This is a genomic window from Arthrobacter sp. NicSoilC5, from assembly GCF_019977395.1.
GTDB lineage: Bacteria > Actinomycetota > Actinomycetes > Actinomycetales > Micrococcaceae > Arthrobacter.
Map to the genome: position 1 here is coordinate 1,530,559 of NZ_AP024660.1, position 23,121 is coordinate 1,553,679.

A 23,121-nucleotide genomic window follows, 5' to 3' on the forward strand; every position below is an offset into this window, starting at 1 on the left:
CCGCCGTCGTCCTCCCTGCAGGGGCTAGACCAGGATTTCCAGCACCGGCTGGACGTAGCTGCGGAACAGCTCAGGCTGGCCCATCAACTCATGGCTCATGATGATCTTGTCCGGTTCCAGGTACCAGGCCCGTTGCTCGTCCAGCGGCAGCTCAATGATGGTCAGCGTGAAATCCCGGGAGTCCCGCCCCACCTCCATCAGCCGGTCGTCCACCATGTCCCCGAGCAGCTGGTCCGTTCCGCTGGCCACGCGCTGGGCTTCGAGTTCGGCGTATTCGCTCCTGCGTTCCCTGGCCCAGGTGAGGGCAGAGCCGAAATGGGCCTGCAGGAGCCGTTGGAGCGCCGGCGAGTTGCCGAACGCTTCGAAATCGGGTGGAGACAGTTCCGGGGAGGTGTGGGGGTGCGCCTTGAGCAGCTGCTCCCACCAAGCCTCCCACTCTGTCTTCAGTGCGCTGAGGCCGCCAACATCCGCGGTCAGGTGCTTATGGTCCGCCGAGCGGACTTTGGGTGATGCATGGGACAGCATGGGACGGCCCACGCCGTTCAGGCCGGCGGTGTCCCGGACGTAAAGAGCAATCATCATCGGCCCGGATGTGTCGGTGGTGATCTGCCACCCTGAACCGCTTGCGTGCTGCATCCAAAGTCCTTTCCTGGCCTACCGGTGCCGGGCATCGTGATCGGTCCCGCCTACCCGGCTATCAGTCTATTCCCGCAGGCAGTCCACGGACGTGCAGGACAGTCTTTTGATCCCTTACCGTCCGATCCCGTCCAGGTGCCGCTCAAGCACGTCGCGGCACATCTGCGCCGTCATCCAGCCGGGCTGGAGCAAGGCATGCATGCACAACCCGTCCAGCGTTGCCAGGAGCCGTTCGGCCTCAACCACCAGGTTCTCCTGCGGTTCATCGTCCGGGAGCAGGGTTGCGACGAGCGCACCCATGATGGCTGCGATTTCACGGTGGCTCCGGTCCGCCTCCGCGGCGAGGAACGGCCTGATGCGGGCGGCGTTCTTAAAAGCCAGCCACGCACATGCTTCCACAGCTGTTTCCTCATCCAGGGGAAGCATGCCGCCCAGAAGGGTTAAAACAGCCTCCCGCTGTTCGGGGCTGGCTGCGGCAGCATCAAGCACGGCGGGCAGCAGGGCTTCCAGCCGGCCGGCCACCCGGTCCACCACCGTGCCGAACGTAAACGCCAGGAGCTCCTCACTGCCCTGGAAGTAGTGCCGGACCGAGCCGACCGCCAGTCCTGCTTCGTCCGCAACCTCCCGGAGCGAGGCACGCTCGAGACCGTCCACGGCAATGATGCGGAGAACCGCCTGGACCACATCCTGCCGCCGGGCATCGGCGTCTACAATTTTGGGCACCATTCTTAATAGCACACTTGTGCTTTATCTGCCTTGTCACAGTGCGCCCGGCATCCGGGACACAGCGGCGGGCAACGCTGCACGTGGGATAGCGTTGAGGCATGAAAATCTTGGTCACAGGGGGCACCGGCTACATCGGTTCCCACACTGTTCTTTCCCTGCAGGAAGCCGGCCACGACGTGGTCGTCATCGACAACCTGGTCAATTCCAGCGAGGAGTCGCTGCGCCGCGTGGCCGAACTCAGCGGCAAGACCGCGGAGTTCTACAACGTGGACCTGGTGGACGAGGCCGCCGTCGAGCAGGTGTTCGCCAGCAACGGCATCGAGGCCGTCATCCATTTCGCGGGCCTCAAAGCCGTGGGTGAATCAGTGCGGGAGCCGCTGAAGTACTACTACAACAACCTGGTGGGGACGTTGAACCTGGTCCGCGTCATGGACAGGCACGACGTCCGGTCCATCGTCTTCAGCTCCTCGGCCACCGTCTACGGGGAACACAACCCCATCCCGTACGTGGAAAAGATGGAGATCGGCGCCAACAACCCGTACGGGCGCACCAAGGAACAGATCGAGGACATCCTCTCCGACCTCGGCGCCGCCGACTCACGCTGGCACATAGCACTGCTGCGCTACTTCAACCCGGTTGGCGCACACCCCTCGGGCCGTATCGGCGAAGACCCGCAGGGCATTCCCAACAACCTTGTCCCGTTCATTGCCCAGGTGGCCGTGGGCCGGCGCGAGAAGCTCATGGTCTTCGGCGGCGACTACGACACCCCGGACGGCACCTGCCTGCGCGACTACATCCACGTGGTGGACCTCGCCGAAGGACACGTGGCCGCGCTGAACCACATCGCGGACCGCACCGGTGTTTTCCGCTGGAACCTCGGTTCCGGCAAGGGCTCCTCTGTCCTGGAAGTCCTGCGCTCCTTTGAGAAGGCAGTGGGCCAGCCCATCCCCTACGAGATCACCGGCCGCCGCGCAGGCGACCTTCCGGCGTTCTGGGCCGATGCCACCTCGGCCCTGGCAGACCTGAGCTGGTCCACCACCAAGACCGTGGACCAGATGTGCGAGGACCACTGGCGCTGGCAGAAGAACAACCCCCAGGGCTACGCCTCCTGACCCTGCCCTCCCCATCGATTGCTCCGCACTTGTCGTTATGGAGCCCCAAAACGACAAGGTGGGCCCACGCCGGCGAGGGCCCCGGCCCGAGCTTGCGAGGGCAGGGAGCCGGTGGGGAGCAATGGATGGTGATTAACGCGGAACGGCCGCCCACCTGTGAAAGGTGGGCGGCCGTCGTCGTCATGGCTGTTGCTGTCCCTGACGGGCAGGGGATCAGCGGGCGGGGTAGTCGCGCTCCGGCTCGCCGATGTACAGCTGGCGCGGGCGGCCGATCTTGGTGTTCGGGTCGCTGATCATTTCGCGCCACTGGGCAATCCAGCCCGGCAGGCGGCCGATGGCGAACAGGACGGTGAACATCTTCTCGGGGAAGCCCATGGCCTTGTAGATCAGGCCGGTGTAGAAGTCCACGTTCGGGTAGAGCTTGCGCTGGATGAAGTAGTCATCGCTGAGCGCCTTCTCTTCCAGGCGCATGGCGATGTCCAGCAGTTCGTCGTTGCCGCCGAGCTTGCTGAGGATCTCGTGGGCCGTGGCCTTGACGATCTTGGCGCGCGGATCGTAGTTCTTGTAGACGCGGTGTCCGAAGCCCATCAGGCGGACGCCGTCTTCCTTGTTCTTGACTTTCTCCATGTAGTCCTCGGGCTTGAGGCCCTCGGCCTGGATCTGGCGCAGCATCTTCAGCACTGCCTCGTTGGCGCCGCCGTGGGCAGGGCCGAAGAGGGCGTTGATGCCTGCCGAAACGGAGGCGAAGAGGTTGGCGTTGGAGGAGCCCACCAGGCGCACGGTGGAGGTGGAGCAGTTCTGCTCGTGGTCCGCGTGCAGGATGAGGAGCAGGTCCAGTGCCTTGACGATGACCGGGTCCAGCTCGTACTGCTCGGCGGGGAGGCCGAAGCTCAGGCGCAGGAAGTTCTCCACCAGGTTCATGGAGTTGTCCGGGTACAGCATGGGCTGGCCGATAGACTTCTTGTGTGCGTACGCGGCGATGACCGGCAGCTTGGCCATCAGGCGGATGGTGGAAACCTCCACCTGCTCGGCGTTGAACGGGTCCAGGGAGTCCTGGTAGAAGGTGGACAGCGCGGACACGGCCGAGGACAGCACCGGCATGGGGTGCGCGTCGCGTGGGAAGCCGCCGAAGAAACCCTTGAGCTCCTCGTGCAGCAGGGTGTGGCGGCGGATCTTCTGGTCGAACTCGTCCAGCTCAGTGGGCGTGGGCAGGTTTCCGTAGATCAGCAGGTAGGACACCTCGAGGAAGCTGGAGTGCTGCGCCAGCTGCTCGATGGGGTATCCGCGGTAGCGCAGGATGCCCGCATCGCCATCGATGTAGGTGATGGCGGAGGTGGTTGCTGCGGTGTTCATGAAGCCGGGGTCAAAGGTCACGGCACCGGTCTGCTTGAGCAGCTTGGAGACGTCGTAACCCTCGTTCCCTTCAACAACCTGGATGCGCGGGAGCTTCAGCTCGCCACCTGCGTGGAGCAGGGTCGCAGCATTGTTGGTCTCAGTCATGGAGTCCCCTTCATGAGGCGTCTTCGGCCTCTGTCGAAAGCTTGATCCAACATCAGGTGAGCCGCGCACTCGAGCCTGAGAAGACAGGTTCCAACACCCGGGCTGCCTTCTTGTAGAAAGCCACCATTGATCGTCAACTTAAAAAGTACCGCTCCTTGGCGGGTGTCACTAATCCGCAGGCTTCCCATCCAGCCTAAAAAGCGCCGGATGTGGGGCGAGTCACACGAATGTTACGTGTGCCTAGGAGCCGGAACCGGCCAGCCGTGCAACGGCTGCATCGATCCGCTCGTCGGATCCGGTCAGGGCCACGCGGACATAGCCGTTGCCCGCCTCTCCGTAGAAGACTCCCGGGCCCACCACGATGCCGCGCTCAGCCAGGCGGGCCACCGTGGCCCACGTGTCCTCCCCCGCCGTCGACCACAGGTACAGGCCGGCGTCGGACTCCTTGATCTCCAGGCCGAAGTCCAGCAGCGCGGGCACCAGGCGTTCACGGCGGCCCCGGTACAGGTCCTTCTGGGCCTCAACGTGGGTGTCATCCCCCATCGCCACCCGCATGGCCTCCTGGACCGGGTAGGGGACGATCATGCCTGCATGCTTGCGGCTGTTGACCAGGTTGGGCATCAGGTCCGGATCACCGGCAACGAAGGCTGCGCGGTAGCCCGCCAGGTTGGACTGTTTGCTCAGCGAGTACACGGCGAGAAGGCCCTGGTGCGAGCCGCCTGCCACGTAGGGATCGAGGATGCTGGGGACGCGCCGGCCGCCGCGCTGGACGTCCCAGTCGCCCCAGCCAAGCTCTGCGTAGCATTCGTCCGATGCCACCACAGCGCCGATTTCACGGGCCTGGACCACCAGCGCCTTCAGTGACTCCGCGTCGCGGACACTGCCCGTGGGGTTGCCCGGGGAATTGACCCAAATGAGGCGCACGCGTGCACGCGTGGCGTCGTCAAGCTCGTCCAGGTTGTCCGTGGCCACCGAGGTGGCCCCGGCAAGGGTGGCGCCGATATCGTACGTGGGGTAAGCCACCTTGGGGCGTACGACGACGTCTCCGGACCTGAGGCCCAGCAGCAGCGGGAGCCACGCAACAAGTTCCTTGGACCCCACTGTCGGCATGATGTTGCGGGGGTCGAGGCCCGCCACACCGCGCCGGCGTTCAAACCAGCCCGCGATGGCTTCCCGAAGCGCGGGAGTGCCGTGAACGGTGGGATAGCCGGGGGCATTCGCGGCCGCCTTCAGTGCATCCTGGACCAGCTGCGGGGTGGGATCCACTGGGGTCCCGATGGACAGATTGACTGCCCCGCCCGGGTGTTCCGAGGCTTTGGCCAGGTAGGGGGCCATGGCCTCCCACGGGTAGTCGGGCAGGTTCAGGCCAAACGAATTCACTGCTGCGGTCACGTTTCCCGTCCGCGTCAGTGGTCTTGGTTCTGCGGCGGCAGGGCGGCGATCATCGGGTGGTCCTTGCCCGTGTTGCCGATCTTGGCCGCGCCGCCCGGAGACCCCAGGTCATCGAAGAATTCGACGTTTGCCTTGTAGTAGTCAGCCCATTCCTCGGGGGTGTCATCCTCGTAGTAGATGGCCTCCACGGGGCACACCGGTTCGCAGGCGCCGCAGTCGACGCACTCGTCCGGATGGATGTACAGCGAACGCTCGCCCTCATAGATGCAGTCGACCGGGCACTCCTCAATGCATGCCTTGTCCTTAACATCCACACACGGCTGCGCGATTACGTACGTCACGTCCCTGGCCTCTCCACGTTGGGTTCCGGCTTGCCCGCCGGCTCTTGCATCCGGCAGCACGGCCGGACTATTGACATCTGAGCCTATTATCTCCCAGCCCTTTCCCGCTAACCTAGCCGGCGGCCTAGTATGAACTGGTGAGTCTGCCAGTGTCCGCCCCCGTCCGCTTCCTTGCCGCGGCTGAGCCCGGAACCCGGGTGGTGGTGCGCTACCGGATTGAAGGTGGCCTCACGGACGCCCTGGGCCACCTGCTGGCGTGCGCCGCCGGTTCCTGCACCGTCCGCACCCGCCGGGCCGACGTCGTCATTCCCCTGGAGCTTGTGGTGGCCGCGAAGGAAGTGCCGCCCGCTCCCCCGCGCCGCGCCGCTGCGCACTGACACCGCCTCTCACCGCTCATGGGCTGTCCCTGCGCAGCCACTCCTGCCGTCATTGCGCAGTGCGGTACGTGGCCAGCGCCCGCTGCACCATCCTCACGAACCCATCCGGCTCGTTAAGCAGCATCTCGAAGGTGACCCGGAGGGTTGGAACACCCCGGACAACGGTGACATTCCACCGCCGCCGGTCCTCGCGGTAAGCCTCCCGGCTGCTGTGGTGGGCGTAGCCGTCGGTTTCAACTCCGAGTAGGCCGTCAACGAGCAGATCCAGATGTCCCATCCCGGGGATCCTGACCTGCAGCTCGACCGTGTGCCCGGCCTCCTCCAACAGGTATCGCGCCATCGTTTCGATGATGGACCCGGATTGAGGGCGGATCCGGGCCACCAAGTCCCTGAGGCCCTTTTCGCGGACAGCCGGAAACCGCTCCCGCAAGGCGGGAAGTTGGATGAGCCCGTTCTTGACCGCGGACTCCGCAATGGCCAGTCCCTCCAGGGGCGCCAGGCAGCGCAACGACTGGCACACGATGTCCAGGGGTGTCAGCGGGATCCTGCTGCGGTGCACGATGCAACCAGAGACAGGCCTGCCGTGTGATGCGGCCAGATGCGTTCTGTCCGGGCGCCTGACCACCCACAAGCCCGCGGCGCTGGCAGCCGAGACGCACCCCAGGACAGCATGGTGGCGGCCTGCGTGAATGAGCACAGGATCAGCTTGCGGCTGGGCATAGACGCCACGGGCAATCCTTTGGACTGAGCCCGCAACCACGCCAGCCTCCAGGCTCCGGCGCGAAACCCCCGCCATTGACAGTGAGCGGGTACTGGCAACGCCGCCCAGGGCAGTCAGGGCTTCTGAAAGAGTTTGCATAACTGCATGCTCGCCGCTTACGGAGCCGGACGCAGGACCCGGAAACCGCCATGTGCAAAACCGTCCGTGCGCGGTGACAGCGCCGCTCGTTGCGCACGGACTGTCCCTGCTCAACGAGCGTCCGGTTCGCTGCGCAATTGCGGGCTTAAACGCAGAACGCCACCGGCAAATACCGGTGGCGTTCTGAGGACCTGCGGAGTTACTAGGCCTTGGCGCGGGCGCGGTTGGCCTTGGCGCGCTCGTTGGTGTCCAGGATGACCTTGCGGATGCGGATAGCCTCCGGGGTCACCTCGACGCACTCGTCCTCGCGGGCGAATTCGAGCGACTCTTCGAGGGTCAGGTCACGCGGCGGGGTCAGGTTCTCGAAGGTGTCCGAGGAAGCGGCACGCATGTTGGTGAGCTTCTTTTCCTTCGTGATGTTGACGTCCATGTCGTCGGCGCGGGAGTTCTCGCCCACGATCATGCCTTCGTAGACCTCGGAGGTGGGCTTCACGAAGAAGGAGCCGCGTTCCTGCAGGTTGATCATGGCGAACGGGGTCACAACACCGGCGCGGTCGGCAATCATGGAACCGTTGGTGCGGTACTCGATGGGGCCGGCCCACGGCTCGTAGCCTTCCGAGATGGAAGCTGCGATGCCTGCGCCACGGGTGTCGGTCAGGAACCGGGTGCGGAAACCGATCAGGCCACGGGCCGGAACGATGAACTCCATGCGGCACCAGCCCGTGCCGTGGTTGGCCATGTTGGTCATGCGGCCCTTGCGGGCTGCCATGAGCTGGGTGACGGCGCCCAGGTATTCCTCGGGCACGTCGATGGTCATGTGTTCCATCGGCTCGTGGATCTTGCCGTCAACGGTCTTGGTGACAACCTGCGGCTTGCCCACGGTCAGCTCGAAGCCTTCGCGGCGCATCTGCTCCACCAGGATGGCGAGGGCGAGCTCGCCACGGCCCTGGACTTCCCAGGCGTCGGGACGCTCGGTGGGCAGGACCTTGATGGAGACGTTACCGATCAGTTCCTTGTCAAGACGGTCCTTGACCTGGCGGGCAGTAACCTTGGCGCCCTTGACCTTGCCGGCCAGCGGCGAGGTGTTGATACCGATGGTCATGGAGATCGCAGGATCGTCCACGGTGATCAGCGGCAGCGGCTGGGGGTTCTCGGCGTCGGTCAGGGTTTCACCGATGGTGATCTCCTCGATGCCGGCGACGGCGACAATCTCGCCGGGGCCGGCGGACTCGGCCGGCACGCGCTCGAGCGCCTTGGTAGCAAGCAGCTCGGTGATCTTGACGTTCTTCAGCTCGCCGTTGGCGCGGGCCCAAGCCACGGTCTGGCCCTTGCGCAGGGTGCCGTTGTAAATACGCAGCAGGGCCAGTCGGCCAAGGAACGGGGAGGCGTCGAGGTTGGTGACGTGCGCCTGGAGCACACCCTCCGGGTTGTACGTCGGAGCCGGGATGTGCTCGATGATGGTCTTGAACAGCGGCTCAAGATCCTCGTTCTCCGGAGCGGTGCCGTCAGCGGGCTGCTCAAGGGAGGCGCGGCCGACCTTCGCGGCGGCGTAAACCACGGGGACCTCGAGGATCTTGTCCAGGTCGAGGTCGGGGACCTCGTCGGCCAGGTCGGAGGCGAGGCCAAGGAGCAGGTCCATGGACTCGTGCACGACCTCTTCGATCCGCGCGTCGGGGCGGTCGGTCTTGTTGACCAGCAGGATCACGGGCAGGTGCGCGGCGAGGGCCTTGCGCAGCACGAAGCGGGTCTGGGGCAGCGGGCCCTCAGAGGCATCGACGAGCAGGACGACGCCGTCGACCATGGACAGGCCGCGCTCGACCTCGCCGCCGAAGTCGGCGTGGCCGGGGGTGTCGATCACGTTGATGGTGATGGTCTCGCCGTTCGAGGACGGACCGTTGTAGGCGACAGTGGTGTTCTTCGCCAGGATGGTGATGCCCTTTTCGCGCTCCAGGTCACCGGAGTCCATGACGCGGTCTTCTACGTGGTTGTGCTCGGCAAAGGAATGGGTCTGCTTGAGCATGGCGTCGACCAGGGTGGTCTTGCCGTGGTCAACGTGGGCCACGATCGCTACGTTGCGCAGGTCACTGCGCGATGCAGTGGCTACCGCAGTGTTGGTGGAGGTTTCAGACATGCGTTATTGCTCGATTCAGTGGTGAAGTCAGCTGAGGTATCGCGACATTTCCAACCGGAACGCACGACGGACAAGGCCCTTGGCACAGGGCGCCTTCCTCTATTCTAGCCGCTGAGCCATTTGTTGGCCTAAATTCCAGCGGGACTGACCGCCGCCGCTTGAGCCAAGATCAGCCACCGTCCCGCACTTGGTGTGACCAAGTTCACTGCCGCCTGCGTGTGCATGGCATGATGTCTGTGACCAAGAGCCCATCCTTTGAGCACGCCGGAGACAACGATGCCCCCTGCCAAGGCCAGCACCATGCGCGGTGCCGCGTGGGCTGTGGCCGGAGTGGTCGCCGGTCTCGTGGTCGCCGGTCTCGTGGTCGCGGGATCCGGTGGAGACGGACTTTCCGCTGGTCCGGGCGGCAGCAGCCTGTCGCGGGCAGCCGCAGGCCAGGCAGCCAACAACCAGGCGCCAGCCGTGAAGCCGGGCGCCGCGAAGGTGTCGGTGGCAGCCACTGCCCACGTCCTGAATACGGGCAACGGCCGGCTGGAAGCAGTTGTGCCCGATGTGGGCAAGACTGTCCTGCTGATTGGGGATTCGCAGTCGGAACCCGTTGACGGCTGGCCCCGCCTGGGTTTGGCCGCCGCCGGGTACAACGTGTACTTTTGCGGCCGCGGGGGCACCGGCTACGTCGCGGCGAACGGTGCCACCGGTAACTACGTGGACGCCCTGCAGCGCGGGGACTGGCAGCTCCCCTCCGGGACCCCCGCCCTCATTGTGGTCGAGGGCGGTGGCAACGACGCCGCCGGAGGCGCAAGCAACGCGCAGATCGCACGGAACGCCGAGCGGCTGATCGCTGAGCTGCGGAGCCGCTATCCCGGCACACGGCTGGCAATGATCGGCACCCTGGCCCGGGGATCGAACGACGGCGGCGGCCGGCGGAGTGAGGTTGATGCTTTGCTCGGTGCCGTGGCGGCAGCAAATGGACTGCCCTTTATCTCCACCGGAGACTGGCTCACCAGGTACGGGCTGGCGAAGGACCTCGCCGATGCGGTGCACATGAACACCGAAGGCCGCACGGCACTGGGCGGGATTCTTGAGCGCAGGCTAAGGGAACTCGGACTGGACCGGAAAGCCGCAGCGGAGCAGGGCGCCCTCGCCGCCGTGCCTGCAGCCGGGAGCACCTTCCAGGACTGACAGCCGAACCGGGCTGGTTCCGCCGGCCACCCAGACAGTCTCGCCGGCCAATCAAACCGGTCAATTAACCGGTCACTTAAACGGCTGGAGCCGGGACCCAAAGGTCCCGGCTCCACCCGTCAGGGAAAACGTCCCGCTATGCCACCTCAGGCGGAAGCATCAGCTTCGCGCCGGGGATGGCATTGAGCAGGGCCTTGGTGTACTCCTGCTTGGGCGATTCGAAGACGTCGTCCGTGGACCCGGTCTCCACCAGGCGGCCCTTCTCCATCACACAGACGTGGTCCGCGATCTGGCGCACCACGGCAAGGTCGTGCGTGATGAACAGGTACGTCAGCCCAAGGTTGGCCTGCAGGTCGGCGAGCAGGTTCAGCACCTGCGCCTGCACCAGCACGTCCAGCGCGGAGACTGCCTCATCACAGATGATGACCTCGGGGTCCAGCGCCAGTGCCCGTGCGATGGCCACGCGCTGCCGCTGGCCGCCGGACAGCTCATTGGGATACCGCTGCATGGCGGACTGGGGCAGAGCCACCTGGTCCAGCAATGTCCGGACTTTCTTCTCCCGGCTGGCCTGGTCCCCGATCTTGTGGACCCGCAATGGTTCTTCGATCGTGCGGTAGATGTTGTACATCGGATCGAGGGAGCCGTACGGGTCCTGGAAGATCGGCTGGACCCGCCTGCGGAACTTGAACAGTTCGGCAGGCTTCAGGACCGAGGTGTCGACGCCGTCGAACAGGATCCTGCCCTCGGTCGGCTTCTCCAGCTGGAGCACCATCTTGGCCACTGTGGACTTGCCGGAACCCGACTCCCCCACGATCGCCGTCGTGGTTCCCCGCCGGACGTCGAAGCTTACGCCGTCAACGGCCGCGAAGTCCGTCGCCTTGCCCAGCCCCGAGCGGAGCTTGTAGACCTTCCGCAGGTCCTGGATCTGCAGGAAAGTGTCCGGCTTTACCGTTTCGGCGGCAGGTGCCAGCAGGTCCGACGTCTCCACGCCCTGTTCCTTGGCCACCTGGATGCGGCGGCTGGCAAGGGATGGCGCGGACTCCACGAGCCGCTTGGTGTAGGGGTGCTGCGGGTTGCGCAGCAGTTCCAGCGACGGCCCGGCCTCAACGACGCGGCCCTGGTACATGACCACGACTTTGTCGGCACGCTCGGCTGCGAGGCCAAGGTCGTGGGTGATCAGCAGCACCGAGGTGCCCAGCTCGTTGGTCATGGTTTCCAGGTGGTCCAGGATCTGCCGCTGGACGGTGACGTCAAGGGCCGACGTCGGCTCGTCCGCGATCAGCAGGCGCGGCTGGCAGGAGAGGCCGATGGCGATCAGCGCACGCTGGCGCATGCCGCCCGAGAACTCGTGCGGGTACTGGTTGGCCCGGCGCTTGGCGTCCGGCAGTCCGGCCTGGGACAACACCTTGGCGATATCGTCCGGACCGCTGGGCCGGCCGTTTGCACGCAGTGTCTCCCGGACCTGGTAGCCGATCTTCCATACCGGGTTCAGGTTGGACATGGGGTCCTGCGGCACCATGCCGATGGTGTTGCCGCGCAGCTCGATCATGCGCTGCTCGGAGGCGTGGGCGATGTCCTCGCCGTCGAGCAGGATCTGGCCGCCGGACACTTTGCCGTTGTTGGGCAGGAGGCCGATGGCGGCCAGGGCGGTGGTGGACTTGCCGGAGCCGGACTCCCCCACGATGGCCACCGTTTCACCGGGCATGATGGTCAGGTGTGCATTCCGCACCGCCTGGACGTCGCCACCGCCGGTCTTGAAGGTGATGGCGAGGTCGCGGATTTCGAGCAGCGGCCTGACGCCGGTGGCACCGGCCTCATCAATGCGGACGTCTGGACTTGTCATCTCTTTATCTCTCATCGCTGACGGCTCTTCGGGTCGAGGGCGTCACGCACGGCGTCACCCAGCATGATGAAGCTCAGCACCGTGATGGACAGCGCCGCGGCCGGGTAGAGCATGATTTCCGGCCGGGTCCTGATCGATGCCTGGGCGCCTGCAATGTCGTTGCCCCACGACATGATGCTCTGGGGCAAACCGATGCCCAGGAAGGACAGGGTGGCTTCGGCCACGATGAACACGCCAAGCTCCAGCGTCGCCAGGACGATGATGGGTGCCAGGGCGTTCGGCAGGACGTGGCGGATCAGGGCGCCGAATTTGGAGACGCCCAGCGCGCGCGCGGCTGTGACGAAGTCAGCGTTGCGTACCTCGATGACTGCACCACGGGTGATACGCGCCATCTGCGGCCAGGCCAGGAGCGAGATGACGAACACCACGGTCCATACGCTCTTGTTCTCCCGGAACAGCGGCAGCTGAGTGATCACCAGCGCGCCCAGGACAAGCGGCAGGGCGAAGAAGATATCGCCCAGGCGGGCGAGGACGGCATCGATCCAGCCACCGTAGTACCCCGCGAGGGCGCCGAGCGTCACGCCGATGACCAGCACGCAGAGCACGGAAAGCAGGCCCACGGAGAGGGAAGCCTGCGTGCCGTGGATGACCCTGGAGTAAACGTCGCAGCCCTGGAAGGTGAAGCCAAACGGGTGTCCGGCCGTGGGGGCGCCTTCGGAGTTGGCAAGCTCGCAGCCCTCGTTGGGGGGCGTGGACGTGAAGAGGCCCGGGAACAAGGCAATCACGATCAGGGCAAGGATCAGCAGTGCCGAGATGATGAACAGCGGACGACGACGGAGCTTGCGCCACGCGTCTGCCCACAGGCTGAGCGGGGCCTGGTCCGTCTTGACGGCGTCCGTTGCCTGCAGCGGTGTCTCGTCGATGGGGGCCACGAAGTGGCTGTTATTACTGGTCATAGCGGATCCTCGGGTCAAGCCAGGCGTACAGGAGATCGACAAGAAGGTTCGCCACGACGAACACCAGCACCAGCACGCTGACGATGGAGACGATGGTGGGGCCTTCACTGCGGAGGACAGCCTGGTAGAGCTTGTTGCCTACGCCGGGAACGTTGAAGATGCCCTCAGTAACAATGGCACCGCCCATCAGGCCGCCAAGGTTGGCGCCCAGGTAGGTCACCACAGGGATCAGGGAGTTGCGCAGGATGTGCGCCATGACCACCCGCGGCCGGGAGAGGCCCTTGGCCGTGGCGGTCCGCACGTAGTCGGCATTCATGTTTTCGCTGACTGATGCGCGAGTCAGGCGGAGGACGTAGGCGAAGGAGACAAGTCCCAGGACCACGGCCGGGAGCAGCAGGGTCCCCCAGTTGGCGTTCGCGCCCACTGTGGGTTTGGCCCAGCCAAGCTGCACGCCGAAGACGAGCTGGAAAACGAAGCCGAGGACGAAGGTGGGGACTGCGATGACAACCAGCGAGGCCACCAGGACGGTGGAATCGAACCAGCCGCCGCGCCGCAGCCCGGCGAAAACGCCGAACGCAACACCGAAGACAGCCTGGATGGCCAGCGCCTCGATGGCGAGCATCGCCGTCACCGGGAAGACACGGGCAAGGCTGGCCGCGATGGGCTGGCCCGTGAAGTCATTGCCCAGGTTGAAGGTGAAAAGGTTCTTGAGGAACAGGCCGTACTGGACCCAGAAGGGCTGGTCCAGGTTGTACTGGCTGCGCAGGGTGTCGATGACAGCCTGCGGGGGCTGGCGGTCGCCGAACAGCGCGGCGATGGGATCGCCCGGCAGGGCGAACACCATGTAGTACACCAAAAGGGTAGTGCCGAGGAAAACAGGGATCACCTGAAGGAGTCGGCGCAGGATGAACCGGATCACAGGATCACCTGCCTTCCGGTAAAGGGGAAAACGCGTTCATGAATGCCTTCCTGCCGCTTGCAAGCCAATGGGGGCCCGGACGCAACCGGAACCCCCATCAGCCTGACGGCAAGTTAGATCTGGTGACTACTTGGCGGTGATGCCGTAGTACAGGATGCCGCCGTTCCAGCCGGTCTCGGCCTTCACGATGTTGTTGCTCCAGACGATCGGGCGTGCCTGATCCCAGAGCGGCAGGCCGGGCAGGTCCTGGAACAGGACTTCCTGTGCCTGGTTGAACTTGGTGTTTGCCTCGTCCGTGCTCTTGGCAGCCAGGCCCTCCTTGAGGAGGTTGTCGAACTCAGGGTTCGAGTACTTCTCGTAGTTGGAGGAAGCGTTGGTGGCCCAGACCGGTCCCAGGAAGTTGTACAGCGACGGGTAGTCGCCCTGCCAGCCCGCGCGGGTCAGGCCGGGCAGCTGCTGGGACTTGCGGAGGTTCAGGACTTCAGCGAACTTGGCGAACGGCTGGATTTCAGCCTGGATGCCGAGGTTGTTCTTGAAGCCGTTGGCTACCGCATCGATCCATTCCTTGTTGCCGCCGTCGGTGTTGGAGGCGATCTGGAGCGGCTTGGAGCCGTCGTACGGCTTGATCTTCTCTGCCTGTGCCCAGAGGTCCTTGGCCTTGGCGGCGTCGAACTTCAGGACTTCGCTGCCCTTGAGGCCTTCCTTGAATCCGTCGATGACCGGCGGAACGAATGCCTTGGCCGGGGTGCGGGTGCCGTTGAAGACAACCTTGGCGATTTCCTCGCGGTTGATGGCGTAGGACAGTGCCTGGCGGCGCAGCTTGCCGGCTTCACCCTGGAAGTTGGGGTTGTACGGCGGGATGTTCAGCGTGGAGTTGGTCGCAACCGGCTTGGTGGAGTTGCGGTCCGGGAAGTCGGAGACGTAGGTCTTCAGGGCGTTCGACGGGAGAACATCCGTGATGTCGAGGTTGTCCGACTGCAGGTCCGTGTATGCGGGGCCCGGATCGGTGTAGAACTTGAAGGTCACGCCGCCGTTCTTTGCCTCGCGCGGGCCCTTGTAATCGGCGTTCTTGACCAGGGAGATCGACTGGTCATGGACCCAGGAACCCTGCTTTTCGAACTTGTACGGACCGTTGCCAACGGGGTTTTCACCGAAGGTCTTGGGGTCGGTCAGCGCGGCGGACGGAAGCGGGAAGAAGGCGGAGTAGCCAAGGCGCAGGGACCAGTCCGCTTCGGGCTGGGCGAGCTTGACCGTGATGGTGGAATCATCGGTTGCTGCCAGGCCGGACATGGTGTCGGCCTTGGGAGCAGGAGTGGTGGTGGTCTTGCCGTCAGCACCCTTTTCCGAGTTCACAGCCGAAACGTCTTCGTAACCGGCGATGGACTCGAAGAAGAATCCGTTGTTCTGCAGGTTCTTGGAGTTTGCGGCGAAGTTCCAGGAGTCGACGAAGGTCTTTGCCGTGATGGCTTCACCGTTGGTGAACTTCTGGCCCTGCTTGACCTTGATGGTCCAGTTCTGGGCGTCGGAAGACTCGATGGAGTCAGCGAGGGCGTTGACCGGCTTGCCGCTGGCGTCGTACGTGCGCAGGCCTTCGAAGAGAAGCTCGACCACGCGGCCGCCGTAAACCTCATTGGTGTTTGCCGGCAGCAACGGGTTTTGTGGCTCGTTGCTGTAGGCGGTGATGACCTTGTTCGGATCGCCGGCAGCTTTGCTGGCCCCGTCAGTGCTGCCGCCGCCGGCGCCGCACCCGGTCAGGGCAAGCGCGGCGATTGCCACGATGCCCAGTGCTTTGGAAGTGCGCGTAAAACGCATTCCGCCTCCTATGAGTTGTGGGAGAGATGTATAGGGGAATCTTGTGCTTCCCCGCAGGTCGGACGCAGCTCACCGCTGTGACGAAACCTACACAATACGAGTTAGCCTAACCGCACGAAGTCCAGATATTGGTACTCCGTTGCCAAACCGTGACCGGCGGCTTTTCAATGCCCCGGGCGGCGGCGATAGTTAGGCACGTCACATGCTACTCGCCGGTAGGCCGAACGGCGAATCGGTGCCGCAAGAGCCAAAGGACCCAAAAAAGGACGTGGCCGAGGCTAGGACAGCCGCCACTCCGCAACGTTCCACCACACGCCGAGGGGACCCGGGCTGGTCTTCACGCCGGCCACCCGGGAATTGAACGCAGTCGTTCCCGGGGTTTGATATAGGGGGAGGCCGTACGCGTCCTCCCAGATGTGCTTGTCGATCTCGGCCAGGAGCTCGTCCTGCTTGCCCAGGTCCGTGGTCACGGCCAGTTGCTCCATGATCTTGTCCGCGTCGCCGTCGGAATAGCCCGTGAAGTTGCTGCCTGCACCGGTGCGGAAGATCTGCGGCACCCTGCTGACGCCCGCCTCAGTCCCGATCCAGCCTGACAGGGCGGCATCATAGCCACCCCTGCTCAACGCGGCCGCCCAGTCTGCACTCCCCTGCCCGCCGTCGACAACCCGGAATCCCGCCAGTGCGGCCGAGTCGCGGATCAGGGCGAAGGCTTTGGCCCGGTTCGGGTTGTCCCGGTTATAGAGAATGCGGATGCTGGGGGTGGCGTCCTTGAGGAGCCTCTTTGCGCCATCGATGTCCACCTTGGCGTAATCGGAAGCCCCATTATTCTTCACGGTCTCGTCGTACTTTGGCTGTCCGGGCAGGAACACCTGGGAGTCCAGCGGCTTGTTGTCCGCCACCTGGGTGCCCACCACGGCGTCCACAATCGCCTGCCGCGGCACCGTCTTGAGGAAGGCTTCCCGGACATCCTTGCCGGCAAACGTCCCGGAGAAGTTGAGGTCAAGGTGGTCGTAGCCGGACTGTTTGTACCGTTCAACGGTGATGCCCTGACCTGACAGGCCGGTGAGGAGATTGTCTGTGGCAGCCGAGGGCTGGGGCGAAATGATGTCAGCCTGCCCGTTGCGCAGGGCATCAACCGCCGCCGGCACGGCCCCCGTGAACCGGACATTGATCTCGTCCAGCCACGGTTCCGCGCCCCACACGTAGTCCCGGTTCCGGACCAGCTTCATGGAAACTTCAGGCACGATGTCGCGGACGATGTAGGGGCCGCTGGAAAGGTAGAGCGCAGGATCATCCGGAACGGATTTCGTATCGAACCCGGTGTTCCAGAAGTCGCTGACCTTTTTGAGGGCCGGGTGCGACGCCGGTTTGTCCGGGTTGCCCCGGGGCGTGTCCTTGAGGAGCTTGACCAGGTCCTCCTCGTCGTTGAGTCCGCTCTTGGCAGCAACGACATGGGCCGGGAGTCCGACGTCGAACGCCACTTCCCAGTCAGCGTACGGTGCGGCGTACTCAATGGTGATGGAACGGCCGTCCGACCCGATTTCGGGAAACAGGGTACCCGCCAGGCCTGTGGTGTCGGAGGCGACCGAGAAGTACTTGGTGCCCTTCCCCGCTGCGGGGTCGACGTCGTCGAAGTAACCCGACCCTGCGGCCCAGCTCAGCAGGAGGTCTGCAGCTCCGATGGGCGCCCCGTCCGACCACTTCACGCCCTCATTGACCGTGTACTTTACTTTGAGCGGCTGGTCGGAGACCTTCTCGAAGTGGCCGAACTTGTCGTTGCGGACCACCTTGGAGCTGTCGTCCAGGTAGAAGAAGCCCGAGTGCGTGATGGCGCCGATCTTCGAGTTGATGTCGGTGTTGCCGTTGGCGCTGTAGGGGTTGAACGAGGAGAATGCGTTGACCTCGGCCACAGTGACGCTGCCGCCGCGCTTCGCCTCCCCCACCACCACGGACGGGGCGCTGCCGCCCGAACAGCCGGAAAGAACCAGGGCAGCCGCCAACGCGGCGATGAGCAACTGCATCAGACGCCGGACCGGCATGCCGCCTCCTTGTGGTTTTCCCTCTCCGGAGGGGATTGGGGCCGCTTCGATCACGCCCTACAAACTCAGGATACTTGGTGCTGCTGCCCGCCAACCCAATCCGAACCTCCTGGCAATGGGGTACGTAGTCCGGGCCGCCGGACGGGACCTACGGCCCAAGCCCGGGCCCGGCCGGTTCCGTAGCATGCTGGCAACGGAACCTCAGGAAGGAAAAGCTCGATGAGCATCCCCCAACCGTCCAATGTGCCCGGAAGTGCAGTCCCGCCCCTCGAACTGCCGTACTACGGTGCTCCGCCGGTGGACGCGGTCAAACGCGTCTTCCAGAAGTACGCGGTCTTCTCGGGGCGCGCCAGCCGAAGCGAATATTGGTGGTGGTTCCTCGCTTCCGGGCTGGCCTCAGCGGTGCTGAATTCCATCAGTCCCACTGTGGTCAACGGCCAGGTGACGGGGTCCAGCGCCCTGGGTGGCTTGTGGTTTCTCGCCACCGTCGTCCCGTCACTCGCGGTGGCGTCCCGACGCCTCCACGACGTGAACCTCAGCACCTGGATGCTGCTGCTCGCCCTCATCCCCGTGCTTGGATGGATTGCGCTCATCGTGCTGCTCGCGCAGCGGGAGAACCCGTCTGGCCAGCGTTTCGACAAGTACCCTGCACCGGAGCGTGGGCAGGCGTCATCCGCTCCCCCGTCCTGGCCTCAGCAGCAGCCTCCCTACCCGCCCGGTCCCGCTGGTCCGACCGGGCCGTAGGCCAGGGCAGACCTCCGGCAATTTTTCCGCCCGGACAGTGCCCCAGCATCGTTCCGGGACAGGCAGTGCGCCTGTTCCTGCGGAAATCAGACGTTGAAGCGGAACTCCACCACGTCGCCGTCGGCCATGACGTATTCCTTGCCTTCGATCCGGACCTTGCCGCGGGATTTCGCCTCAGCCATGGATCCGGCGTCCACCAGGTCGTCGAAGGAGACGACTTCGGCCTTGATGAAGCCACGCTGGAAGTCGGAGTGGATGACCCCGGCTGCCTGCGGTGCCGTGTCGCCCTGCCGGATGGTCCAGGCGCGCGCTTCCTTGGGGCCCGCCGTGAGGTAGGTCTGCAGCCCCAGGGTGTGGAAGCCCACGCGTGCCAGCTGGTCCAGGCCGGACTCGTCCTGGCCGTTCATCTCGAGCATCTCGCGCGCCTCTTCCTCGTCGAGCTCCACGAGATCGGCCTCGAGTTTGGCGTCAAGGAAGATGCAGTCTGCCGGGGCCACCATGGCGCGCAGTTCTTCCTGCTTTTCCGGGCTGCCCAGGATGCCTTCGTCGGCATTGAACACGTAGATGAAGGGCTTGGCGGTCAGCAGGCCCAGCTCCTTGAGGTGTTCCATCTCCAGTTTGTCGCTCTTGATGGAGGAGTAGATGGTGTCTCCCCGCTCGAGCACCGCCTGCGCGGCCTTGATGGCGGCGAGCTCGGCGGCTTCCCGCTTCTTGATCTTGACTTCTTTTTCGATCCGCGGGATGGCTTTTTCGATGGTCTGCAGGTCCGCGAGGATCAGCTCGGTGTTGATGGTCTCCATGTCCGAGCGGGGATCCACCTTGCCGTCGACGTGGATCACGTCGGGGTCATCGAAGACCCGGACAACTTCGGCGATGGCTTCAGCTTCGCGGATGTTGGCCAGGAACTGGTTGCCGAGCCCCTCCCCCTCCGACGCGCCCTTCACGATGCCGGCGATGTCGACGAAGGATACCGCGGCGGGCAGGACGCGCTGGGAGCCGAAGATCCCGGCGAGCTTCTGCAGCCTGGGGTCCGGGAGGTTCACGACGCCGACATTGGGTTCGATGGTGGCGAACGGATAGTTCGCGGCCAGGACCTGGTTGCGGGTGAGCGCGTTGAAGAGGGTTGATTTGCCGACGTTGGGCAGTCCGACGATGCCAATAGTTAGAGCCACGAGCATTGATTCTACCCGCCGGACCCCGCGGCCCAGTACCCGGGAATGTCACTGCCCATGATTGTCAGAGCCCCGTGCAACAGTGAAGCCATGGATGCTTTTGCCTTGATTCTGGCCCTTTTCATGCTGCTGCTGGGTGCGCTTGCCGGCGCTGCAGCCACCTACTTCTCGTTGCGCCGGAACTCGCACGCCCTGGAGTCGGACTTCGACCAGGTGTCGTCACGTCTTTCCGAGGTCACTGCGCAGCTGGCAGCGGCCGACGCCGAGCGGCGGCTTTTGGCCGCACAGAACCGTGAGCTGGGTGAGGCCCGGACACAGGACGGCAGCGTGCTGCGTGCCCTGGCGCCCGTGGCCGAGAAGCTGTCCGCGGTGCAGCAGCAGGTGGCGTTGCTGGAGCGGGACCGGGTTGAGCAGTACGGCCAACTGGCCCAGCAGCTGCAGGAGGCCAGGCTGTCCGATGAACAGCTCATCCGTTCCACGCACGCCCTGGAATCGGCGCTGCGTTCCAACAGCGCCAGGGGCCAGTGGGGCGAGGTGCAGCTTCGGCGCGTGGTGGAGGCTGCAGGGATGCTCCGCCACGTCGACTTCGTGGAGCAGGTCCACAGCGCGGGCCACGACTCAACGGTGCGGCCGGACCTGGTGGTGCAGCTGCCGGGTGAAAAACAGCTGGTTGTGGACGCCAAGGTGCCGTTGTCGTCCTACCTTGAGGCACAGGAACTGGGCTCGGTGGACCCGCGCCTGGCCCCGGCTGGACCGCAGTCGGCGAACGATGGCCGCAACAGGCAGGCCCTCCTGGCGGCACACGCCAAGGCCCTTAGGGCGCACGTGGATGCGCTCGGTACCAAAAAGTACTGGGATATCCCCGGAAACTCCCCGGAACTGGTGGTTTGTTTCATCCCGGCCGAGTCCATCCTGGCGGCGGCGCTGACAGCTGACGCCGGGCTCCTGGACCACGCGTTGTCCCGTAATGTCGTCCTCGCCTCGCCGAGCACCCTGCTGGCCGTGCTGAAGTCCGTGGCATTCACGTGGCGCCAGGACGTCCTGACGGACAGTGCACGCGAGCTCTTCGAACTTGCGCGGCAGCTGTACGACCGGATGGGCACGCTGGGCGAGAACGTCACCAAGCTCGGATCCTCGCTGAAGACGTCCGTGGACCGGTACAACGCCATGGTGGGAACGCTGGAAGCCAGGGTCCTGCCCACCGCGCGGAAACTCAACAGCCTGGAGGAAACAGGCTTGGTTGCACCACCCTTGGTGGAGGTGCAACCGCGGGCGCTGGTGGCACCCGAGCTGCAGGGCGACGGGGAAGCAGCCTGACACGGCCGCCGAAATGCAGAATGGGCCGGGCAGCCAGTGGCTGCCCGGGCCCATTCCGTTGGAATTGTGTGCCGGTTTTAGCTGCGGGTCCGTCGTCCGCCCAGCGCACGGCTGACATCGCCGGCCTGTTTCAGGGTGGCCCGGAGTTCCTTGGGCAGCGAAAAGAGGAGGTCTTCCTCGGCCGTCACGACTTCCTCCACGGCTCCGTAGCCGTAATCAGCGAGCAGCCGCAGCACGTCCTGCACCAGCACCTCGGGAACGGACGCCCCCGACGTAACACCCACGGTGGCGACGCCTTCAAACCACGCCTCGTCAACCTCGTTGGCGAAATCCACCCGGTACGAGGCCTTGGCACCGTATTCGAGCGCCACCTCCACCAGCCGGACAGAGTTGGACGAGTTGGCCGAACCCACCACGATCACCAGGTCCGCCTTGGGCGCGATCTTTTTGATGGCCACCTGGCGGTTGGTGGTGGCGTAGCAGATGTCGTCGCTGGGCGGATCCTGCAGGGTGGGGAACCGTTCCTTGAGCAGCCGGACGGTTTCCATGGTCTCGTCCACGCTGAGTGTCGTCTGCGAAAGCCAGATGACCTTCTCGGGGTCGCGGACGGTGACCTGGTCCACTTCGTGCGGGCCATTAATGATCTGGATGTGCTCCGGCGCTTCCCCTGAAGTGCCTTCCACTTCCTCATGGCCGTCGTGGCCGATCAGGAGGATATCGAAATCGTCCTTGGCGAAACGAACGGCTTCCTTGTGCACTTTGGTGACCAGGGGGCACGTGGCATCAATGGTGCGCAGGCCCCGGGTTTCGGCGGACTCGACCACTGCCGGGGACACTCCGTGGGCGGAGAAGATCACCAGGGCACCCTCGGGCACCTCATCGGTTTCGTCCACGAAGATGGCGCCCTTTTCCTCCAGCGAGCTGACCACGTGGACGTTGTGGACGATCTGCTTGCGGACGTACACGGGCGGACCGTAGTGTTCCAGCGCCTTTTCTACGGCGATCACGGCACGGTCAACACCGGCGCAGTAACCGCGCGGAGCGGCCAGCAGTACCTGCTTGGTGCCGTTCACGGGGGCCGCAGCTGCTACTTCCTCCGGGGAGCGGCGCCTGCGCGGAATGGATGGCATCGAAAGGGATACAGCCGAGGTGGTCATGCCTCCATGCTACCGGCTGGCCCCAACCCGTTTCCGGGATGCGAACAACGTCACAATGCCCACCGCCACCAGGACGCCGCCGGCAACCCCGGCCGTGGTGATCCACGTTTGGAAGTCCGTGCCGGCGGCAGCAAGGAAATGGTCGCGGAACATATTGGCCACCGCGTTGCCGGTATCCGTGGCCTGGGCGCGGGCTGAGCCCAGCTGCAGCCCCAGCCCCCACAGCCCGGCGAGCGCCAGTCCGCCGAGGCCGGCGGCCAGCAGTACCGTCCCGCGGCGGCGAGCCGCCACGAGCGCCAGCAGGAACGCTACGGCCGACCCGATGGCCAGGATGTAGCCCATGGGCGCGTAGGTGGCCAGCCGTTCAGTCCATTCCCTTTGCGCAGGCTGGCCTACATTGATCAGCGTCTGTTCCGGCGGATCGAGGGGAAGCCTGGTGGTGCGGGAGATCTCCTCCGAGCCCAGGGCAACCAGTGGGGCAACGTCGAGGGTCAGGGACGACGCCGATGCTCCTCCCTGGGATGCCGCGGCAGGATCGGCAAAGCTGAGTCGGTGGCTTCTGCGGAGGGTCTCCTCCCAGGCCGCCGGATAGCCGGGCAACCCGGTCAGCGACTCCGCCGCCTTTTCAAGCATTGGCTCCACCAGTCCCGAGAGGAACCCGGGAACCGACCCGGTGTCAATCGTTCCCACTGCGGCCGCGGCCAGCTTCTTTTGGAATTCCGTGTCCTTGCCAAGCGGAGCTGCAAGACGGACGAAGCCGTCTTCCTGGACGATGTTCCGGTCCACCCAGATGGCGGGAACGGCAACGGCGGCGAGGAGGATGCCCAGCACGGTGGCGATGGCAGAGATAAAAGTGCGCACAACAGGTCCTTAGGGGTTGGGGGCCTTATCCCATCCTAGGCAGGG

20 protein-coding genes are annotated in these 23,121 nt (G+C 64.9%); 5 read left to right on the forward strand and 15 right to left on the reverse strand.

The features are described 5' to 3' along the window. Window positions 1-24: 24 nt before the first annotated feature. Both LDO22_RS07115 and LDO22_RS07120 read right to left on the reverse strand, forming a co-directional pair. Window positions 25-636, reverse strand: a complete 612-nt coding sequence (locus LDO22_RS07115) for a hypothetical protein (protein WP_224026576.1) — start codon at window positions 634-636, stop codon at window positions 25-27. Window positions 637-750: 114 nt separating this feature from the next. Beyond that, entirely contained in the window at window positions 751-1,359 is a 609-nt protein-coding gene (locus LDO22_RS07120) for a TetR family transcriptional regulator C-terminal domain-containing protein (RefSeq protein ID WP_224026577.1), read from the reverse strand. 101 nt (window positions 1,360-1,460) lie between these two features. Here LDO22_RS07120 and galE point away from each other — a divergent pair, with 101 nt between their 5' ends. Next, window positions 1,461-2,474: a UDP-glucose 4-epimerase GalE gene (gene galE / locus LDO22_RS07125; protein WP_224026578.1), complete on the forward strand. Its 1,014-nt coding sequence runs from the start codon at window positions 1,461-1,463 to the stop codon at window positions 2,472-2,474. 213 nt (window positions 2,475-2,687) lie between these two features. Here the strand turns inward: galE and LDO22_RS07130 are convergent, their stop codons facing one another. The 3 genes from LDO22_RS07130 to fdxA form a co-directional block, all read right to left on the reverse strand. Further along, complete coding sequence (locus tag LDO22_RS07130) at window positions 2,688-3,974, reverse strand: citrate synthase (protein WP_056334606.1); 1,287 nt, start codon at window positions 3,972-3,974, stop codon at window positions 2,688-2,690. Window positions 3,975-4,214: 240 nt separating this feature from the next. Further along, window positions 4,215-5,366, reverse strand: a complete 1,152-nt coding sequence (dapC, locus tag LDO22_RS07135) for a succinyldiaminopimelate transaminase (RefSeq protein WP_224026579.1) — start codon at window positions 5,364-5,366, stop codon at window positions 4,215-4,217. A 14-nt stretch (window positions 5,367-5,380) separates the two neighbouring features. Then, complete coding sequence (gene fdxA / locus LDO22_RS07140) at window positions 5,381-5,707, reverse strand: ferredoxin (protein WP_013601705.1); 327 nt, start codon at window positions 5,705-5,707, stop codon at window positions 5,381-5,383. 137 nt (window positions 5,708-5,844) lie between these two features. Here fdxA and LDO22_RS07145 point away from each other — a divergent pair, with 137 nt between their 5' ends. Continuing rightward, window positions 5,845-6,084 carry a hypothetical protein gene (locus LDO22_RS07145; RefSeq protein ID WP_224026580.1) on the forward strand — a complete coding sequence of 80 codons (240 nt, stop codon included), beginning with the start codon at window positions 5,845-5,847 and terminating at the stop codon, window positions 6,082-6,084. A gap of 49 nt (window positions 6,085-6,133) precedes the next feature. On the opposite strand, the gene LDO22_RS07150 is transcribed toward LDO22_RS07145, so the two are convergent. Continuing rightward, on the reverse strand, window positions 6,134-6,943 hold the full coding sequence (locus LDO22_RS07150; RefSeq protein WP_224026581.1) for a type IV toxin-antitoxin system AbiEi family antitoxin domain-containing protein: 810 nt from the start codon (window positions 6,941-6,943) through the stop codon (window positions 6,134-6,136). 202 nt (window positions 6,944-7,145) lie between these two features. Then, window positions 7,146-9,074, reverse strand: a complete 1,929-nt coding sequence (typA, locus tag LDO22_RS07155; RefSeq protein WP_159631474.1) for a translational GTPase TypA — start codon at window positions 9,072-9,074, stop codon at window positions 7,146-7,148. A 276-nt stretch (window positions 9,075-9,350) separates the two neighbouring features. Here typA and LDO22_RS07160 point away from each other — a divergent pair, with 276 nt between their 5' ends. Further along, entirely contained in the window at window positions 9,351-10,256 is a 906-nt protein-coding gene (locus LDO22_RS07160; protein ID WP_224026582.1) for an SGNH/GDSL hydrolase family protein, read from the forward strand. A gap of 136 nt (window positions 10,257-10,392) precedes the next feature. Here LDO22_RS07160 and LDO22_RS07165 read toward each other — a convergent pair whose 3' ends face one another. The 5 genes from LDO22_RS07165 to LDO22_RS07185 all read right to left on the reverse strand — a co-directional run bounded on the left by LDO22_RS07165 (window position 10,393) and on the right by LDO22_RS07185 (window position 17,825). Next, on the reverse strand, window positions 10,393-12,099 hold the full coding sequence (locus tag LDO22_RS07165) for an ABC transporter ATP-binding protein (protein ID WP_224026583.1): 1,707 nt from the start codon (window positions 12,097-12,099) through the stop codon (window positions 10,393-10,395). A gap of 11 nt (window positions 12,100-12,110) precedes the next feature. After that, entirely contained in the window at window positions 12,111-13,055 is a 945-nt protein-coding gene (locus LDO22_RS07170; RefSeq protein ID WP_224026584.1) for an ABC transporter permease, read from the reverse strand. Further along, window positions 13,045-13,974, reverse strand: a complete 930-nt coding sequence (locus LDO22_RS07175) for an ABC transporter permease (RefSeq protein WP_159631470.1) — start codon at window positions 13,972-13,974, stop codon at window positions 13,045-13,047. Before LDO22_RS07175 ends, LDO22_RS07170 begins: the two co-directional genes overlap by 11 nt. A gap of 126 nt (window positions 13,975-14,100) precedes the next feature. After that, window positions 14,101-15,786, reverse strand: coding sequence for an ABC transporter substrate-binding protein (locus LDO22_RS07180; RefSeq protein WP_224026585.1), 1,686 nt, complete (start codon window positions 15,784-15,786; stop codon window positions 14,101-14,103). A 278-nt stretch (window positions 15,787-16,064) separates the two neighbouring features. After that, complete coding sequence (locus LDO22_RS07185; protein ID WP_224026586.1) at window positions 16,065-17,825, reverse strand: ABC transporter family substrate-binding protein; 1,761 nt, start codon at window positions 17,823-17,825, stop codon at window positions 16,065-16,067. 219 nt (window positions 17,826-18,044) lie between these two features. Here LDO22_RS07185 and LDO22_RS07190 point away from each other — a divergent pair, with 219 nt between their 5' ends. Beyond that, the gene (locus LDO22_RS07190; protein WP_224026587.1) at window positions 18,045-18,569 is read left to right on the forward strand and encodes a DUF805 domain-containing protein; all 525 of its coding nucleotides are present in this window, start codon (window positions 18,045-18,047) and stop codon (window positions 18,567-18,569) included. 86 nt (window positions 18,570-18,655) lie between these two features. Here LDO22_RS07190 and ychF read toward each other — a convergent pair whose 3' ends face one another. Continuing rightward, entirely contained in the window at window positions 18,656-19,741 is a 1,086-nt protein-coding gene (gene ychF / locus LDO22_RS07195) for a redox-regulated ATPase YchF (protein WP_159631466.1), read from the reverse strand. A 90-nt stretch (window positions 19,742-19,831) separates the two neighbouring features. Here ychF and LDO22_RS07200 point away from each other — a divergent pair, with 90 nt between their 5' ends. Then, window positions 19,832-21,058, forward strand: coding sequence for a DNA recombination protein RmuC (locus LDO22_RS07200; protein WP_224026588.1), 1,227 nt, complete (start codon window positions 19,832-19,834; stop codon window positions 21,056-21,058). A gap of 77 nt (window positions 21,059-21,135) precedes the next feature. Here the strand turns inward: LDO22_RS07200 and LDO22_RS07205 are convergent, their stop codons facing one another. Both LDO22_RS07205 and LDO22_RS07210 read right to left on the reverse strand, forming a co-directional pair. After that, window positions 21,136-22,215: a 4-hydroxy-3-methylbut-2-enyl diphosphate reductase gene (locus LDO22_RS07205; RefSeq protein ID WP_224026589.1), complete on the reverse strand. Its 1,080-nt coding sequence runs from the start codon at window positions 22,213-22,215 to the stop codon at window positions 21,136-21,138. Between the two features lie 9 nt (window positions 22,216-22,224). Continuing rightward, a complete protein-coding gene (locus tag LDO22_RS07210; protein ID WP_224026590.1) occupies window positions 22,225-23,076 on the reverse strand; it encodes a hypothetical protein in 852 nt (283 codons plus the stop codon). Between the last annotated feature and the right edge of the window lie 45 nt (window positions 23,077-23,121).